The sequence below is a fragment of the Streptomyces fractus genome (assembly GCF_049844455.1).
GTDB lineage: Bacteria > Actinomycetota > Actinomycetes > Streptomycetales > Streptomycetaceae > Streptomyces > Streptomyces fractus.
The window spans coordinates 8,497,592-8,512,959 of sequence record NZ_JBMYHI010000002.1 but is presented as its reverse complement, the minus strand read 5'-3'; the positions used below and the strand labels follow the sequence as shown (position 1 = coordinate 8,512,959).

The following is a 15,368-nucleotide window of genomic DNA, read 5'->3' as shown; positions in this document are numbered from 1 at the left end:
AAGCGGTCAGCCGCCCCGGAGCCGAAACGCACAGGTCAGTCCCGATCAGGGCTGCAGCGGCGGAGTGCCGTGGGTGTGGAAGGACTCGATGGTCTTCAGGCCCCAGGCCTGGCCCTTCTTGCGCTCTTCCTCGGTCCAGGTGATCAGCGGCCAGTCCGGGGCGAGGACGAGGCGGGTGAGCGGGTTGCACAGCTCGATGCGGTTGCCGCCGGGCTCGTAGACGTAGAGGAAGAACGTCTGCTGGATGGCGTGCTTGTGCGGGCCCGTCTCGATGAACACGCCGGTGTCGATGGCGAGATCGGCGGCGCGCAGGATGTCCTCGCGGGTGTCGGTCGCGAAGGCGATGTGGTGCAGGCGGCCGTTGGCGCCCGTCCAGTCCTCGGTGTAGACGACGTCGTACGACTTGTTGGTGAAGGTCAGCCACTTGCCCGCGATGCGGCCGGTGTCGAGCCGGATCTGCTCGGTGGGGCGTGCGCCGAGGACATCGCGCTGGAAGTCCGCGTTGAGGGCGACGTCCGAGGCGAGGAAGTTGACGTGGTCGAGGCGGCGGACTCCGACGCCCCGGTTGGGCTTGGCCTGCGGCTGGTTCTTCAGGGCCGGCTTGAGCTCGTCGGGGGCCCGGTAGTGCTCGCTGTCCCAGTACAGGGCGTGCTCATGGCCGTCCGGGTCGGTGGTGACGAACAGCTTGCCGATGCCCGGTTCGTCCTCCGCCCAGTGGCCGGTGCCGCCGGACTCCTCGACCGCCTTGACGCGGCGCTGAAGTGCCTCCTCGCTGGAGGTGCGCAGCGCGATCCGGCCGAGGCCCGGCTGCTCGCGGGCGGTGAGGACGAGGCTGTGGTGCTCGTAGTCGTCGAAGGTGCGCAGGTGGACCGTGTCGCCGTCCTGGCCGCAGACGGTCAGGCCCAGGAAATCCGTGAAGAAGCCGACGCTGGCGTCCAGGTCCGGGGTGAACAGCTGGGCGTGGCCGATGTGCGCGATGTCGCCGAGGGGCGGAGTCATCGTTGACCTCCCGGTCGGGTGGATGCGGCGCGCGGGAAGACCGTGCCGTCGAAGAGTTTGCGGGCCGTGCGTACGACGGCGGTGCGCCGGGCCGCCGGCAGGCCGTCCGCGCCTTCGGTGAGGCCGGCTTCGATGTCGGTGAAGCCGGTGGGGTGCTCGATGCGCAACCGGTCGCCGTCGGCGGGCAGTTGAGCGATGCCGTCCGCCACGCTGCCGTCGATCCGTAGGCCCGCCGCCACGCTCGCCGCGCCGAGCACGCCGATGGAGGTGTGGCAGCGCACGGGGATGAACGTACGGGTGGTGACGGCGCCGCCGTGCCGGGGCGGGGCGAGCAGGGTCAGCTTGGGCACGGTGGCGTCCGAGACGTCGCCGAGGCCCATCAACTCCCCTGCCACGAGCCGGATTTCACTCAGTCGATCCGCCAGCTCAGCGTCCGCCTCCAGGTCGTTGGGGTCCTCGTATCCGGTGAACTTCAAGGACTCGGCGGGGATCAGCACGGTCGGCATGCCGTTGTCGACGCAGGTCACCTCGACGCCCGCGACGGTGTCCCGCACCCTCCCCGTCGGCAGCAACACACCTTCCCCCGGCGGGAATTCGATGACCACCGCGGCCGCCGTTCCGGGTACGCCGGAGATCTCCGCGTCACCCGTGTAATCGACGTGGCCGCCCGGGGTGGGGAACGTGGCCGTGGCCCGGTCGCCCGAGTTGACCATGCGGATACGGACCGAGGTCTCGCCGTCCCGTGCCGGCACCAGGCCGCGCTCGACCGCGAACGGGCCGACGCCGGCGAGGATGTTGCCGCAGTTCTGACGGTCCGACACCACCGGTTCGTCGACGTTCACTTGGAGAAACAGGAAGTCGACATCGGCGTCCGGATCGCCCGAGGGTGACACCACGGCCACCTTGCTGGTGAGCGGGTGGGCACCGCCGATGCCGTCGATCTGGCGCGGGTCGGGGCTGCCCATCACCCGCAGCAGCAACTCGTCACGGGCGGCCGGTTCGGCGGGCAGGTCACCTGCGAGGAAGTAGGCGCCCTTGGAGGTGCCGCCGCGCATCAGCAGACAACGCACACCGTCCGTTCCGGATCCCTTCGCACCGGTCACGACGTGTGTTCCTCGTACGTGCGGTACTCGACCCCGAGCCGCTGAAGCGTCTCGCGCAACCCGTAGCGGTCCAGGCCCAGTTGACCGTCCAGGAAGGCGGCGCGGGTCGCCGCCTCCTTCTCCTCCCGGGCCCGCGACTTCTCCGCGGTGTCACGGGCGCGCTCGCGCGGCACGACCACCACCCCGTCGTCGTCCGCGACGATGACATCACCGGGACGGACCATCTCGCCCCCGATGACGACCGGTACGTTGACGCTGCCGCCCGTCGCCTTCACGGTGCCCTGCGCGGACACGGCCGCCGACCAGGCGTGGAAGCCCATCCCGCGCAGCTCCGCCGTGTCCCGGATACCGGCATTGGTGACGACTCCGCGCACACCGCGCCGCCGCAGCGCCGTCGCGAACAGTTCGCCGAACATGCCGTCCGTGGACGGCGACGTGGTCGTGACGACGAGGATGTCGCCCTCGCCGCACTGCTCCACGGCCGCGTGGATCATGAGGTTGTCGCCGGGCCAGGACAGCACGGTCACCGCGGTTCCTGCGATGCGCGTGTCCTGCTGGTTGGGGCGCAGATGGTGGCCGAGGAGGCCGGTGCGGCCCATGGCCTCGTGGACGGTGGCGACCCCGTACCCGGCGAGCGCCTCGACGTCCTTGGCCTCGGCCTTCGGCGGGTCGGTGACGATGACGCCGGGCATCAGGCGAGCTCCTTCGCGATCTGCGGGTACGGGCGCATGTACGCCTCGGCCATGGTCTTGTGGGCGAGCCCCGGGTTGGGCCCCGCGTTCCGCTGGGCAGATCGAGGTGGGATGGCCTGCGTATGGCCGTTGGTCATGTGCTGCATCTCTCTAGGTGACAGGTGTCGAGCCCGCCCCAAGACAGCGTCAGTCGGCGCGCAGCGCGTCGATCACACTCCTGAGGTGGGCGCGGACGGCCGTCTCGGCCGCCTGCGGGTCCCTGGCGCGGATCGCCTCGATCATCGCCAGATGCTCACCCAGGGACTGCTGCGGACGCCCCGGCCGAAGCGCCAACTGGAAGCGGTGGCGCACCAGTTGTGCGTTGAGTCGTTCCAGGAGGCCGACTGCCGTGTGCTGGCCGCTGATGTCCCGGACCCGGGCATGCAGCTCCTGGTTCAGCTCGGAGTACGCCATCGGATCGCTGTTCGCGACCGCCTTGGACATGGCGTCACCGAGCCCGGCGAGCTCGTCGAGCTGCGCGTCGGTGGCCTCCTCCGCCGCCTTGGCCGCGCACAGCCCTTCGAGCGCCATCCGGCACTCGGTGATCTCCACGGCCTCCTCGACCGTGACGACCCGAACCCGCGAGCCGCGGTTGCGGATCCGCTCGACCAGGCCTTCCGCGGCCAACTCCAGCAGCGCCGCGCGGATGCTCGCCCGCGTCACGTCGTACTGCTCGGCGAGTTCGCTCTCCACCAGCCGCTGGGCCGGTGACATCTCGCCGCGCGCGATCGCGTTGCGCAGCTGGCCCAGCGCGTACTGCTTGGCCTGCTCCCCGGAGCCCGGACGGACTTCCTCCGGCATCTGCCCTCCCTGAGTGAGTGCGTTGTCGACGCTAAATCTAGACGAACAGAATTGTCAACAATTTCGTTCTCATTGTTCAGGCGTCCGGGGTGCCCTGGCCACCGGGCGACGCGGCACTGGTCGGCGTGATGCAGACCGACACCGCGCCCGGCCACCGGAAACCTCGCTCACATACCGACCCCCGCGCCGGTACGCCCGCGCCGGCCCAGCAACCACAGGAGGTACGGCCCTCCGACCAGTGCCGTGAGCGCGCCCACCGGGATCTCCAGAGGCCCAAGTACCGTCCGGGCAGCGGTATCGGCGATGACGATGACGAGCGCGCCGGTCAACGCCGAGCAGATGAGCGGGAGTTGGGGTGTGCGGGCCAGACGGCGCGCGAGCTGGGGTGCCGTGAGCGCGACGAAGCCGATGGGGCCCGCGGCCCCCGTGGCCGCCGCGGCGAGGATCACCCCCAGCAGGGTCAGGCCGAGCCGCATGCGGCCCACCGGCGCACCGAGAGCGGCCGCGGTGTCGTCGCCCAGGGCGAGGACCCGCCCCGAGCGGGCCGCCCAGGGCAAGGTCAGGGCGGCGGGCAGCAGGACGCAGACGAGCGGGACGGCCTGCTGCCGGCCCCGCCCGTTGAGACTGCCCGCGAGCCAGAGCTTGAGTTGTTCGGCGGCGTCGAGTTCGCTGTCGGCGAGGTAGAGCTGGACGACGGCGGACAGGCCGAGGCCGAGGCCGACTCCGGTGAGCACGAAGCATGTCGGCTGCATGCCGCCGCGCCTCCACGCCGTGACGTACACGAGCGCGGCAGCGCCGAGGCCCCCGGCCACGGCGGCCATCGGGAGCGCGGCGGGCGCGGTGACCGTGCCCGTGACCAGCAGGGCGACGGTGGCGGCGGCCGCGCCGTGCCCGACGCCGAGGACGTCCGGGCTGGCGAGCGGGTTGCGGGTGACGGTCTGCACGAGAGCGCCGGACGCGCCGAGCGCGGTACCGACCAGGGCGCCGAGCACGATCCGCGGCACGCGCAGTTCGGAGACGACCAGGGCGTGCGGCCCGGGTCCCGAGATCAGCTCGTGCAGGACGGCGCCGGGGGCGATCCACACCTGTCCGGCGCAGGCGGCCAACAGCATGACGGCGCCGAGCAGCACCGCGAGGACGCCTGCGACTGCGGCCGAACGGCGGTGCAGCAGCAGCGAGTTGCGGCCCTTGCGCACCACGGACACACCGGGGGCGGGAGCCGACGCGGTCGCACACTGCTCCGGGCGGTCCGCCCGTATCGCCTGCGCGGTCATGCGGGTGCCCCCCTGCGTCGTACGAGGACCACAAGGACGGGCACACCGATCAGCGTGGTCAGCACGCCGGCCGGCACCTCTCCCGGCGGACGCAGGATCCGGCCGACCACGTCCGCGACCAGCAGGAGCGCGGCGCCGAGGAGCGCCGAAAGCGGCAACAGCACGCGATGCCCGCCGCGGATCAGCCGTCGGGCCAAGTGCGGGACGATCAGGCCGATAAACGCCAGGGGGCCCGAGGCGGCGACGGCGGCCGCGGTCAGCAGCGTGGCGCCGAGCGCGGCGCACACCCGCACGGCGTGGACGCGGTGGCCGAGGGCGAGCGCGGTGTCGCCGCCGAGGGCGAGCGCGTCCAGGCCGCGCGCGCAGCCCAGGACGAGGAGGGCACCGACGACCAGGAACGGCAGCATCTGGAGCACCGTCGCCCCGTCGCGGCCCGCGAGGGATCCCGCCTGCCAGAACCGGTACTGGTCGAGGGTGTCCGAACTCGCCGTCAGGACAACCGTGTTGAGCCCACTGATCATGGCCGCGCACGCGGTGCCGGCGAGCGCCAGCTTGACCGGCGAGGCGCCGCCCCGACCACGCGCCGAGACGGCGTAGACCGCGCAGGCGGCCACGACGGCGCCGCAGAACGCGAACCACACGGCCCCGGAGAACCCACCGACGACGCCGGTCGCCGTGGCGAGCACGACCCCGGCGGCGGCACCGTGGCTCAGGCCGAGCACGCCGGGGTCCGCGAGCGGATTCCGGGTGACGGCCTGGAGGGCGGCCCCGGCGATGCCGAGCGCGGCGCCGCCGGCGAGTCCGACGGCGGTGCGCGGAACCCGCAGGGTCCGTACGACGAGGGCGTCCGGGCCGTCGGCGTGGCCGACCATCGCGTCGAGCGCGGCCGACAACGGCACCGGACGGGTTCCCACGGCGAGGCTGAGGGCGACGGCGAACAGGGTGAGCGCCAGCGCCGCACCGAGCCAACTCACCTGTACTGTGCGGTAGTTCACTTGGCGAGGGCATCCGTGAGCTGGTCGACGACGAGGCGGGCAGCGGTGGGTCCCGCGTTGAGGTACCAGGGGTCGTCGTCGACCTTCACGGCATGGCCGGCCTTGACCCCGTTGAGGGACTTCCACAGCGAGCCGGCGAGCACACTGCCGGCGTCGGTCTTGGCGGCGTCGCCCTGGACGGAGTAGAAGATCCAGTCGCCGTCCGCGAGGTCGATGCGCTCGGCGCTGAGGTTCTGTGAGATGGCCGTGAACCGTTGGGCCCTGGGCCGCCCGACACCCATGTCGACCGCGAGGGAACCGGTGAAGGAGGAGACGCCGAACATCCTGGTGCGCCCCGGGGTGAAGCGCAGCATGGACACGTCGATGCCGGACGCTCCGACCCTGTCCCCCTCCTCCTTCGCGTCGGCCGCGAGGGCGTCGAGCTCCCGCCGCGCCTGCTGCTGCTTGCCGACGGCGGCGCCGACCATGAGGAAGTCGCGCTTCCAGTTGATCCCCTGCCCCTTGGTGACGACGGTCGGGGCGATCCTGGACAGCTTGGGGTAGAGGTCGGCGAGCGTGTCGTTGACGAGGATCAGGTCGGGCTTCGCCGCTTCGATGCTCTCCAGGTTGGGGGCGGAGCGGGTGCCGATGTCGTCCATTCCCGCCAGCGCGTCGCGCTCTTCGGGATAGGCGTCGCCCAGATAGTCGGGGAGGAGCCCGGCGTTGTCGGCGCGGGTGGTGGCGACGGGGACGGTGCCGAGCGTGAGCAGGTCGTCGAGCTGGCCGGTGCTGATGGTGGCGATCCGCTCGGGCCGCGAGGCGATCTTCGTCGCGCCCTCATAGTGCTTGACCGTGCGCGGGAACTCGCCGTCCTCGGCCGTGCTGCCCAGGCCGTCGCCGAGCCTCGCGGGGGCGGCGGTCGCCCCCTGCGCGGAACCGGCGACCTCGCTGCGCGCTTGTCGGCTCGCGGCACTCCCCCCGCCTCCACCCCCGGAACAGCCCGCCAACAGGCCGCCTATGACAGTGAGGCCGATGACGACCCGGATGTTCTGCATGCGTACAGCTACCCCTCCACCTGGAAACTTAGGTGAGGCTCACCTTACCCATACACGCCGAACTCGATTTTCCCCTCACGCAATCTATTGTCAACAATTTCGTTGGCAGATAGCGTGGGCCGCCGAGCCGCCCACTGGAGTGCCGCTTCGCCAGGCACCTGGTGTGACGTCTCGGGCGTACCGCACTGCACGTCAGAGCACTGCGGCCGCCCCACTTTCCTGCCCCGCACAGCACAGGAACACCGATGATCATCGATTGCCACGGTCACTACACGACCGCCCCTCCGGCCCTGGCCGCCTGGCGCGACCAGCAGATCGCCGGGCTCACGGACCCGGCCGCCGCCCCGGCCCGCGCGGACCTGCGCATCAGCGACGACGAGCTGCGCGAGACCGTCGAGCCGAACCAGCTGCGGCTCATGGACGAGCGAGGCATCGACCTCACGGTGTTCTCGCCGCGCGCCTCCTTCATGGCCCACCACATCGGCGGCTTCGAGACGTCGGCCGAGTGGGCGGCCATCTGCAACGAGCTGTGCCACCGCGTCAGCACCCTGTACCCGGAGCGATTCGCGCCGGCCGCCATGCTGCCCCAGTCGCCCGGCGTCGACCCCGCCACGTGCCTGCCCGAACTCACGCGGTGCGTCCAGGAGTTCGGCGCCGTAGCGGTGAATCTGAACCCCGACCCCTCCGGCGGGCACTGGACCGCTCCCCCGCTCACCGACCGTTCCTGGTATCCGGTCTACGAGAAGCTGGTGGAGTACGACATCCCGGCGATGGTGCACGTCAGCACCAGCGTCAACCCAGCCTTCCACACCACCGGAGCGCACTACCTCAACGCCGACACGACGGCGTTCATGCAGCTCGTCCAGGGTGACCTGTTCGCCGACTTCCCCACGCTGCGCCTGATCATCCCGCACGGCGGCGGAGCTGTGCCCTACCACTGGGGCCGCTTCCGCGGCCTCGCCATGGCGCTGGGCAAGCCGCCGCTGGAGGAACACGTCCTGAACAACGTCTTCTTCGACACGTGCGTGTACCACCAGCCCGGAATCGACCTGCTCACGAACGTCATACCGGCCAAGAACATCCTCTTCGCGTCGGAAATGATCGGCGCGGTGCGCGACATCGACCCGTGCACGGGCCACTACTTCGACGACACGCGGCGCTATACGGAGGCGGCCCAGCTGCCCGTCGGTCAACTCCCGGCGATCCAGGAGCACAACGCCCGCACTGTCTACCCCCGCCTTGACGCCCTCCTCAAGCGGCAAGGCCGCTGAGCAGAAGCAGCGGGAGCGACAGGCGGGCCAGGCGGAACCGGCGCCCGTACGTCGCCGAACGCCCGGTCACGAGAGTCCCCCGCGGCCGCCCCGAGACATCACGCGCACGACCGCGCATCACCCGGAAGGCACCCCCATGCCCGACCTCGCCCCCAAGACCCCCGGCTGGCTCGACTGGTACGCCGGTCCGTCCACACCGACCTTCCGCCTGCCGGCCGGTGCCGTGGACACGCACTGCCATGTCTTCGGCCCGCAGGCCGAGTTCCCCTTCGCCGAGCAGCGCAAGTACACGCCCTGCGACGGTGGCAAGGACGACCTGTTCGCGCTGCGCGACCGGCTGGGCGTCAGCCGCAACGTGATCGTGCAGGCGACCTGTCACGGCGCCGACAACAGCGCCATGGTGGACGCGGTGCGGGCATCGGACGGCCGGGCTCGCGGCATCGCCACCGTACGGCCTGACATCACCGAAGCCGAGCTGCACGACCTCCACGCGGCCGGTGTGCGCGGCGTCCGCTTCAACTTCGTGCGCCGGCTCGTCGACGCCCCGCCGCACGACGACCTCAGCACCATCGCCAAGAAGATCGCGCCGCTCGGCTGGCACATCGTCCTCTACTTCGAGAGCGCGGACCTGCCGGACCTGGAGGACTTCTTCGGCTCGCTCGACGCACCGCTGGTCATCGACCACATGGGACGCCCGGACGTGACCCGGCCCGTGGACGGGCCGGAGTTCTCCCGCTTCCTTCGGTTCGTCGACCGCAACGACGTCTGGGTCAAGGTGACCTGCCCGGAACGCCTCAGCGTCACCGGTCCCACGGCCCTCGCAGGCGAACAGCACGCCTATACCGATGTCGTGCCCTTCAGTCGCCGCGTCGTCGCCGAGTTCCCCGACCGCGTGCTGTGGGGCACGGACTGGCCGCACCCCAACCTCACCGACCACATGCCCGACGACGGACTGCTCGTCGACCACATCCCCGGGATCGCCCCGACGGCAGCGCTCCAGCACAAGCTGCTCGTCGAGAACCCCATGCGCCTGTACTGGCCCGGCGAAGACGTCTGAGCCGACGACAACACACTCGACAGGGGCCCTCCCATGCAAGCCAGCAACGCAGTCAGCAACGCGAAACACCGGCTCGACCGCCTGCCGGTCGGCCGCTTCCACAAGGTCACGCTGCTCGCCGTCTCCTTCGCGTACTTCTTCGAGTTCGCGGACATCAACAGCTTCGCCACCACCGCACCCAAGCTCATCGACCTCTGGGGGGTGAGTGTCGACCAGGTCGCGTACGTCACCTCGCTGTCATTCGTCGGCATGTTCATCGGTTCGATCGTCGCCAGCAACATCGCCGACCGCTGGGGACGCAAGCGGGCCCTGATGTACACCACCCTGAGCTTCGGGATCTTCTCCTTCGCCTCGGTGTTCTCCTGGGACCTGGTGTCGCTCGGCGTCCTGCGCGTCCTGACCTCCGCGGGCCTGTCCGCGATGACCGTCGTGGCGGTCATCTACGTCAACGAGCTGTACCCCTCGGCCGTGCGCGGCAAGTACCAGGCGTATGCGCTGGTCATCGGCATCTGCGGCACCCCGGTCACCAACCTCATCGCGAGCGGCGTCGTACCGCTCAGCGACTGGACGTGGCGGCTCGTGTACCTGTGGGGATCCCTCGGCATCCTCCTCGTCCTCTTCGCCCGGCGGCTCAAGGAGTCCCCGCGCTGGCACGAGAGCCGGGGCGAGTACGACAAGGCGGACGCGATCCTCCGCGAGATCGAGAAGAGCGTCACCGCGGAGAAGGGCCCCCTTCCCGACCCCGAGCCGCCGGTCCCGGAAACCCCCGTCGTCAAGGCCCCGCTGCGCCTGCTGCTGCAGAAGAAGTACCTGCTGCCCACCCTGCTCCTGACGGTCATGTGGGTCACGCAGACGATCGGCTTCTTCGGCTATTCCAGCTGGGCGCCGACGCTCCTGTCCAAGGAGGGCTTCAGCGTCGAGAAGTCCGTCTTCTACGTCGCCCTCACCACGGTGGGCGCCCCCTTGGGCTCCTATCTGGCCGCCGTGGTCACCGACCGCTTCGAGCGCAAGTGGTGCCTGGTCGCCTTCGGCACCGTCATCGCGCTGTGCGGCCTGCTGTACGGCCTCACGTTCAACCCGGTCCTCATCGTGGTCTTCGGGTTCCTCGTCAACTTCTTCGAACGCGGCTACACGGCCCTGGCCTACGCCTACTCCCCCGAACTCTTCGACACACGCGGCCGCTCCCTCGGCACAGGCGTCTCCTACGGCCTCGGCCGCCTGTCCAACGCGGCCGGCCCGCTCCTCGTCGCCGGGCTCTACACCAACCACGGCTACCAGAGCGTGTTCTTCTTCATCGCAGGCTCCTGGCTGGTCGGTGCGGCGGTACTGGCCGTGTTCGGTGCTCGTACGCGGGTGGCAGGCACGGCGCCGACGCTCCCGCCCTCCGAATCCCGAGAACGCGCACCGTCCACTTCGGGATGACCGTGCCCGTGAAGAAGACCATCGGACGGGGGGCTCCACACCCCTGAGATCCCCGAACGGATCCCAACCGTCCACCCACGCCGCCCTGTTGAGCGGAAACGGCGCTCCCCCTCCCAGTGACCCGGCACCATCGGGGACGGCCTGGACAACGCGATGATGGAGTCGTTCAGGCTCGATCCTGCGCGTCAACCTCAGCTTCGCGATCTCCACACTGCCCGACTCCGCGAACGTCGTCCGCGACCTGGGCCTGGTCAACATGGCGGCAACGCTGCCCTACTCCTTCGTGCCGTTCGCGGCCCCGCTGCTGCTGAACCTCGGAGGCAGCAACAACTACACGGCGCTCTTCTCCGCGGGAGCGGCCCTGTGTCTGCTGGGCTGCCTCCCGCTGGCCTAGATCCGCAAGGCCCTCTGACCGCCCCTTTGCTCCCTGCCCCGCGGGCTCCGCGGGGCAGGTTCACAGGTTCAATTGGTGCGTCCGCGCCGTGGCGAGATGACGGCCGGTGATGCTGTCGGCGTGGTCGGCCGGCGTCGGCCGCCCGCGCCGCCGTCACCTGACGTCCACCAGACCACCGGCTTGAGATGTCATGGGCGAGCCCGCCCCCTTCACTTGCCGGACTTGGCCTCGCGAGCCGCGAACGCGGCCGGAGCAAGACCGGTGTGGCCACGGAAGAAGCGGCCGAAGTTCGCGGGATCGGTGAAGCCGAGATGGTGGGCGACAGCCCGGGCATCCCAACCGGCACCTGCCAGCAGGCGCCGTGCCTCCAGCAGCCGCCGCTCGTCGATCAGCTCACGCACCCCCTTGCCGGTGGCGTCCCGAGCGGCGCGGCTGAGGGTACGTACCGAACAGCCGAGCAGAGCGGCATAGTCCGCGGCTCGGTGCAGTTCCCGAAAGTGCAGTTCCAGGGCATCCACGAACCGTGCGTACGTGTCCTTGCGGCCCGTGGCCTTCGCCGCCCGGCCGGCGGAGGCGACGTCCGGGGAGTTCGCGAGGCGGAGCAGCAGCGATTCGAGCAGGCTGCGGCGCAGGGCGTGATGAACGTCGAGGGGGCGGCGCCCGAGCGCGCGGTGTTCGTCCAAGAGTTGGAGAGCTGTCTGCTGGAGCCAGTCGGCGTCCTCGGGGCGCGGGCTCAGTACGGCAGGAGCCTCATGCGCGGTGAGCGGGGCCAGGAGGCGGGCGATGTCGGGCCGCAGCACATCCGGTTCGAACAGGATGAACGGGCCGCGGGCGGCGCCGGGTGGATGCCAGCACTGGGTGTGTCCGGGACGTACCCACAGCCACTGGCCGGGGGCAACGGTCCTCGTGACATGGTCGACGTCGTGCCGCAACTCGCCCTCGGTGACGGCGATGAGGTAGTGGAAGGCGGCGCGGCCCGGACGGGGCGGGTTCCACGGCCAGTCGTCGTGCTCGGCGAAGAAGTCCTCGACCGTGCTCACCTCAAGGCCGTACGGGGTGCCGACCGGGGGCTGGAAACCGTACAGCGGGACTGAGCCGGGGTGTCGCTTGTCGACCATCACGTGTCCGCAGCCTACCGCCCCTTTTGTCACCTTCGGAGGAAGGATGGGGTGTGCCGCCGCGATCACCCCTCCGACAGCGCTCCCTGAGGAAGGCAACGCCCCGATGAACGGAACGTCCCTGCACAAGACCGCCGCCGACTGCGCCGAGGAACTTCCCGGAGCCCGGCTGGAGCACCCCTTCGGCGACGACTGGGAGGTCTTCAAGGTGCGCGGAAAGGTGTTCATGCTCATGACCGAGGTCCCGGGACGTCCCGTCGTGATCCTCAAGGCGGACCCCGGTGAGGCCGAGGCACTGCGGGAGCAGTACAGCCACATCACCCCCGGCTACCACATGAACAAAAAGCACTGGATCACGTTGGAGGGCGGGGAAGGCATCGACAAGAGGCTCGTGAAGGAGCTCGTCACCGACTCGTACCGGCTCGTCGTCGCCCACCTGCCCAAGGCCGAGCGGCCCGTCGACCCACACACCTACGGCAGCGGCACGGGGGCGGCCCGATGAGCACGGCCGGCGACCGGCTCCAGGACACCGCCCGCCAGGTGGCCCTCGCTCTGCCCGGCGTCAGCCACGGATACCCCTTCACCCCTTCCCTCGATGTGTACAAGGTTGTGGGCAAGGTGTTCCTGATCGTCACCGAGGACCCCGACGAGCAGATCATCACGGTCAAGTGCGAACCCGAACACGCCCGCGCCCAGGAACGCGGCTACGCCTCGATCACACCGGGCCGCTACCTCGACAAACGGCACTGGATCTCCCTCGGCGCCGGGCCCGGCGTCACCAAGCGCCTGGTCACCGACGCAGTCGAGCACTCCTACGATCTGGTCGCCGCGACGGTGCCGGCCAGCGCCCGCCCCGAAACGAGCGGGGACACCTGATGAGCGCGGCACGGTTCCCCGCCCGCTCCCGTTAGTGATCACACCTCCCGGCCCAGCCGGCACGGAGCCTGGTCGTCACAGCGCTGTCGACCATCACCCATCAACAGCAGACCCGAAAGACCCATGCGACCCACGGAACCCGCTGCCCTGCCGCTCTTCGACGCCGAACCCGCGCGCCCGCTCGCCGACCGACTACGGCCGCAGCGACTGGAGGACGTCGTCGGGCAGGACCATCTCCTGGCCCCGGACGCGCCGCTGGGCCGGCATGCCGGCCCAGCGGCGCCTCGGCTCCACCATCCTCTGGTGCCCGCCACGCGTCGGGAAGACCCCCATCGCCCAGCTCCTCGGGTACGGCAGCAACCTCGCCTTCGGACCGGTGTCTGCCACCTTCATCTCCGCGCTGCACAAGCCCATGCGCGGCACCGACCCGGAACGTGGCCCTGTACTGGCTCGCCCGCATGCTCGACGGCGGCGAGGCCCCCCTGTTCGTGGCCCGCCGCCTGGTCCGCTTCGCAAGCGAGGACATCGGCATCGCCGACCCGCACGCGCTCCAGCAGGCCCTCACCGCCTGGGACGTCTACGAGCGACTGGGCTCTCCCGAGGGCGAGTTGGCGATCCCCCCGTACCGTTCGTCCACCTCGCCACGACGGCGCCGACTACTTCCCCGACGACATGGACCGCGAGACGTACCACCACCCCCACCACCGGCGACGCCTCTTCGCCCTCAGACGACACCTGACCCCCGAAAGACATCTCACGGCCCTAAGCCGTCAAGCCGCCACAGCTAGAGAGGTGGGGAATGCCTGATGTTCGTCGAACAGTTCGCCGGTCTTGAGGCAGTGGAAGAGCTGGCCGAGCATGCGGTTGAACAGGTGTCGCTGGGCCTGGGCATGCCAGTCTCCGACCTCGCGTCGGTGGCGGTAGTGGGCGTCGACGCCGGGCGATGCCCTGAGGGCGGAGAAGGCCCACAGGTAGCCGGTGTTGTGCAGCCGGTTGTTCTTGATCATGCGTCGCCCGACGTGGTGCTTCTTGCCGGAGGCGCGGGTGATGGGAGCGGAGCCGGCGTAGGCCTTGAGCGCACGGGCGTCGTCGAATCGGTTGGGGTCGTCTCCGATTTCAGCGAGCAGCCGGGCACCGGTCTGAGGCCCCAGGCCAGGGAAGCTGAGCAGGATTTCAGCGTCCGGGTGCTGTCGAAAAGACGCCTCCACCGCCTCGGCGAGGTCGTTGGTGGCAGTGCAGGCGGCGTCCAGTTGCCGCAGCAAGGAGAGCATCTGCTTGCCGAGTGCTCCTTCGACCAGCGGTGCCTGATGGGCGTACTCGGCCCGGAAGACCTCGCGCAGGCGCTGGGCTTCGGCGTCGATGCCTCGCACGCGTCCGGCTCGTTTGAGGGCGGAGCGGAGCTGGGCGAGCGACAGGCCGGCGGCCTTGGCTGGTGTCGGGGCCACGGCCAGCAGAGCGCGGGCTTCGGGACGGCACAGGCCGTTCTGCCAGTCGGCGAAGGCTTCCAGGGCAGCGGGGTAGTACTCGCGCAGCAGGGAGCGAAGCTGGTTGGAGATCTGCTGTCGGTTCCAGGTGGCGTCCTGCTGTGCCCGGGCCAGGACCGCGATCGCCTTGGCGAGGTCGCTGTCGTCGGGCAGCGGCCGGTGCATGGTCATGTCGGTGCGCAGGATGTTGGCCAGGACCAGGGCATCACCGGGGTCGGACTTCTTGCGCGAGACGCCGTGCCGGTCGCGGTAGCGGGCGGCGGCCATTGGGTTGACGGCGAACACCTTGCGCTTGCCCTGTCGCAGGATCGCGACAAGAAGGCCACGGCTGGTCTCGATGGCCACCGGGATCGGGGCATCCTCGGTGTCGCCGTACTCGGTGAGCAGGTCGAGCAGCAGTTGATAGCCGGCCGCGTCGTCCAGGATGCGGCGCTTGGCCAGGAGCTGGCCGGTGTCGTCGACCAAGGCGATGTCGTGGTGGGTCTCGGCCCAGTCGATCCCGCAGTAGATCAAGTTGTCCCTCCCCTTGCTTGTGCTGTTCGCGCTGGTTACGAGCGCATGCGTGCCACGCGGCGACCTAATTCAAGGACTCGAACCATCGGGTCGGTCCGCCATCTCACAAGCCGTTCGCGGCACCAGCTCACCCCACGGGCCTCGGTCTGCTCCAGAGCTCCGCGGCTCGGGACTTGTAAGAGGTCACCGTGCGGCGGGCTCGCACCACGAACCCCAACGAGTGAACGCCGTGTGGGGTGGTGGCGGCCACGACAGCGCCGGGCGCCACCGGTCTTTCGGGAGGCCTTGCCAGCCGG

The 15,368-nt window shown here is 70.2% G+C and carries 17 protein-coding genes and 1 pseudogene; 7 read left to right on the top strand and 11 right to left on the bottom strand.

Annotation, left to right across the window (positions count from 1 at the left end; genetic code table 11):
* Nucleotides 1–45: 45 nt before the first annotated feature.
* The 8 genes and pseudogenes from ACP4E5_RS40720 to ACP4E5_RS40685 form a co-directional block, all read right to left on the bottom strand.
* Nucleotides 46–999: a catechol 2,3-dioxygenase gene (locus ACP4E5_RS40720; RefSeq protein ID WP_425838516.1), complete on the bottom strand. Its 954-nt coding sequence runs from the start codon at nucleotides 997–999 to the stop codon at nucleotides 46–48.
* Nucleotides 996–2,054, bottom strand: a complete 1,059-nt coding sequence (locus ACP4E5_RS40715; protein ID WP_425842032.1) for a 4-oxalomesaconate tautomerase — start codon at nucleotides 2,052–2,054, stop codon at nucleotides 996–998. Before ACP4E5_RS40715 ends, ACP4E5_RS40720 begins: the two co-directional genes overlap by 4 nt.
* Nucleotides 2,055–2,098: 44 nt before the next feature.
* Complete coding sequence (locus ACP4E5_RS40710; protein ID WP_425838513.1) at nucleotides 2,099–2,794, bottom strand: 4-carboxy-4-hydroxy-2-oxoadipate aldolase/oxaloacetate decarboxylase; 696 nt, start codon at nucleotides 2,792–2,794, stop codon at nucleotides 2,099–2,101.
* Nucleotides 2,794–2,889 (bottom strand): annotated as a pseudogene (locus tag ACP4E5_RS40705) (PIG-L family deacetylase); the annotation flags it as partial. The gene ACP4E5_RS40710 and the pseudogene ACP4E5_RS40705, both read right to left, overlap by 1 nt.
* 91 nt (nucleotides 2,890–2,980) lie before the next feature.
* Nucleotides 2,981–3,634: a GntR family transcriptional regulator gene (locus ACP4E5_RS40700; protein WP_425838510.1), complete on the bottom strand. Its 654-nt coding sequence runs from the start codon at nucleotides 3,632–3,634 to the stop codon at nucleotides 2,981–2,983.
* A gap of 167 nt (nucleotides 3,635–3,801) precedes the next feature.
* Entirely contained in the window at nucleotides 3,802–4,908 is a 1,107-nt protein-coding gene (locus tag ACP4E5_RS40695) for a FecCD family ABC transporter permease (RefSeq protein WP_425838507.1), read from the bottom strand.
* Entirely contained in the window at nucleotides 4,905–5,903 is a 999-nt protein-coding gene (locus ACP4E5_RS40690) for a FecCD family ABC transporter permease (RefSeq protein ID WP_425838504.1), read from the bottom strand. Before ACP4E5_RS40690 ends, ACP4E5_RS40695 begins: the two co-directional genes overlap by 4 nt.
* Nucleotides 5,900–6,937, bottom strand: a complete 1,038-nt coding sequence (locus ACP4E5_RS40685) for an ABC transporter substrate-binding protein (protein WP_425838501.1) — start codon at nucleotides 6,935–6,937, stop codon at nucleotides 5,900–5,902. Before ACP4E5_RS40685 ends, ACP4E5_RS40690 begins: the two co-directional genes overlap by 4 nt.
* Before the next feature lie 245 nt (nucleotides 6,938–7,182).
* On the opposite strand from ACP4E5_RS40685, the gene ACP4E5_RS40680 reads away from it, so the two are divergent.
* From ACP4E5_RS40680 to ACP4E5_RS40665, 4 genes are all read left to right on the top strand, one after another.
* Complete coding sequence (locus ACP4E5_RS40680; RefSeq protein WP_425838498.1) at nucleotides 7,183–8,208, top strand: amidohydrolase family protein; 1,026 nt, start codon at nucleotides 7,183–7,185, stop codon at nucleotides 8,206–8,208.
* A 136-nt stretch (nucleotides 8,209–8,344) separates the two neighbouring features.
* Nucleotides 8,345–9,265 (top strand): amidohydrolase family protein, encoded by a 921-nt coding sequence (locus ACP4E5_RS40675; RefSeq protein WP_425838495.1) that lies wholly within the window; start codon nucleotides 8,345–8,347, stop codon nucleotides 9,263–9,265.
* A gap of 33 nt (nucleotides 9,266–9,298) precedes the next feature.
* A complete protein-coding gene (locus tag ACP4E5_RS40670; protein WP_425838492.1) occupies nucleotides 9,299–10,687 on the top strand; it encodes an MFS transporter in 1,389 nt (462 codons plus the stop codon).
* A 256-nt stretch (nucleotides 10,688–10,943) separates the two neighbouring features.
* A complete protein-coding gene (locus tag ACP4E5_RS40665) occupies nucleotides 10,944–11,081 on the top strand; it encodes a hypothetical protein (RefSeq protein WP_425838489.1) in 138 nt (45 codons plus the stop codon).
* Nucleotides 11,082–11,290: 209 nt separating this feature from the next.
* Here the strand turns inward: ACP4E5_RS40665 and ACP4E5_RS40660 are convergent, their stop codons facing one another.
* Nucleotides 11,291–12,202 (bottom strand): helix-turn-helix domain-containing protein, encoded by a 912-nt coding sequence (locus ACP4E5_RS40660; protein ID WP_425838486.1) that lies wholly within the window; start codon nucleotides 12,200–12,202, stop codon nucleotides 11,291–11,293.
* Between the two features lie 103 nt (nucleotides 12,203–12,305).
* On the opposite strand from ACP4E5_RS40660, the gene ACP4E5_RS40655 reads away from it, so the two are divergent.
* Both ACP4E5_RS40655 and ACP4E5_RS40650 read left to right on the top strand, forming a co-directional pair.
* Nucleotides 12,306–12,701: an MmcQ/YjbR family DNA-binding protein gene (locus ACP4E5_RS40655; RefSeq protein ID WP_425838483.1), complete on the top strand. Its 396-nt coding sequence runs from the start codon at nucleotides 12,306–12,308 to the stop codon at nucleotides 12,699–12,701.
* On the top strand, nucleotides 12,698–13,075 hold the full coding sequence (locus tag ACP4E5_RS40650) for an MmcQ/YjbR family DNA-binding protein (protein ID WP_425838480.1): 378 nt from the start codon (nucleotides 12,698–12,700) through the stop codon (nucleotides 13,073–13,075). Before ACP4E5_RS40655 ends, ACP4E5_RS40650 begins: the two co-directional genes overlap by 4 nt.
* A gap of 192 nt (nucleotides 13,076–13,267) precedes the next feature.
* Here the strand turns inward: ACP4E5_RS40650 and ACP4E5_RS40645 are convergent, their stop codons facing one another.
* Nucleotides 13,268–13,462: a hypothetical protein gene (locus tag ACP4E5_RS40645; protein WP_425838477.1), complete on the bottom strand. Its 195-nt coding sequence runs from the start codon at nucleotides 13,460–13,462 to the stop codon at nucleotides 13,268–13,270.
* A gap of 71 nt (nucleotides 13,463–13,533) precedes the next feature.
* On the opposite strand from ACP4E5_RS40645, the gene ACP4E5_RS40640 reads away from it, so the two are divergent.
* Nucleotides 13,534–13,863, top strand: a complete 330-nt coding sequence (locus ACP4E5_RS40640) for an AAA family ATPase (RefSeq protein ID WP_425842029.1) — start codon at nucleotides 13,534–13,536, stop codon at nucleotides 13,861–13,863.
* On the opposite strand, the gene ACP4E5_RS40635 is transcribed toward ACP4E5_RS40640, so the two are convergent.
* On the bottom strand, nucleotides 13,846–15,072 hold the full coding sequence (locus ACP4E5_RS40635) for an IS110 family RNA-guided transposase (RefSeq protein WP_425838474.1): 1,227 nt from the start codon (nucleotides 15,070–15,072) through the stop codon (nucleotides 13,846–13,848). The two genes, ACP4E5_RS40640 and ACP4E5_RS40635, sit on opposite strands and share 18 nt — an antisense overlap.
* Nucleotides 15,073–15,368: the final 296 nt, after the last annotated feature.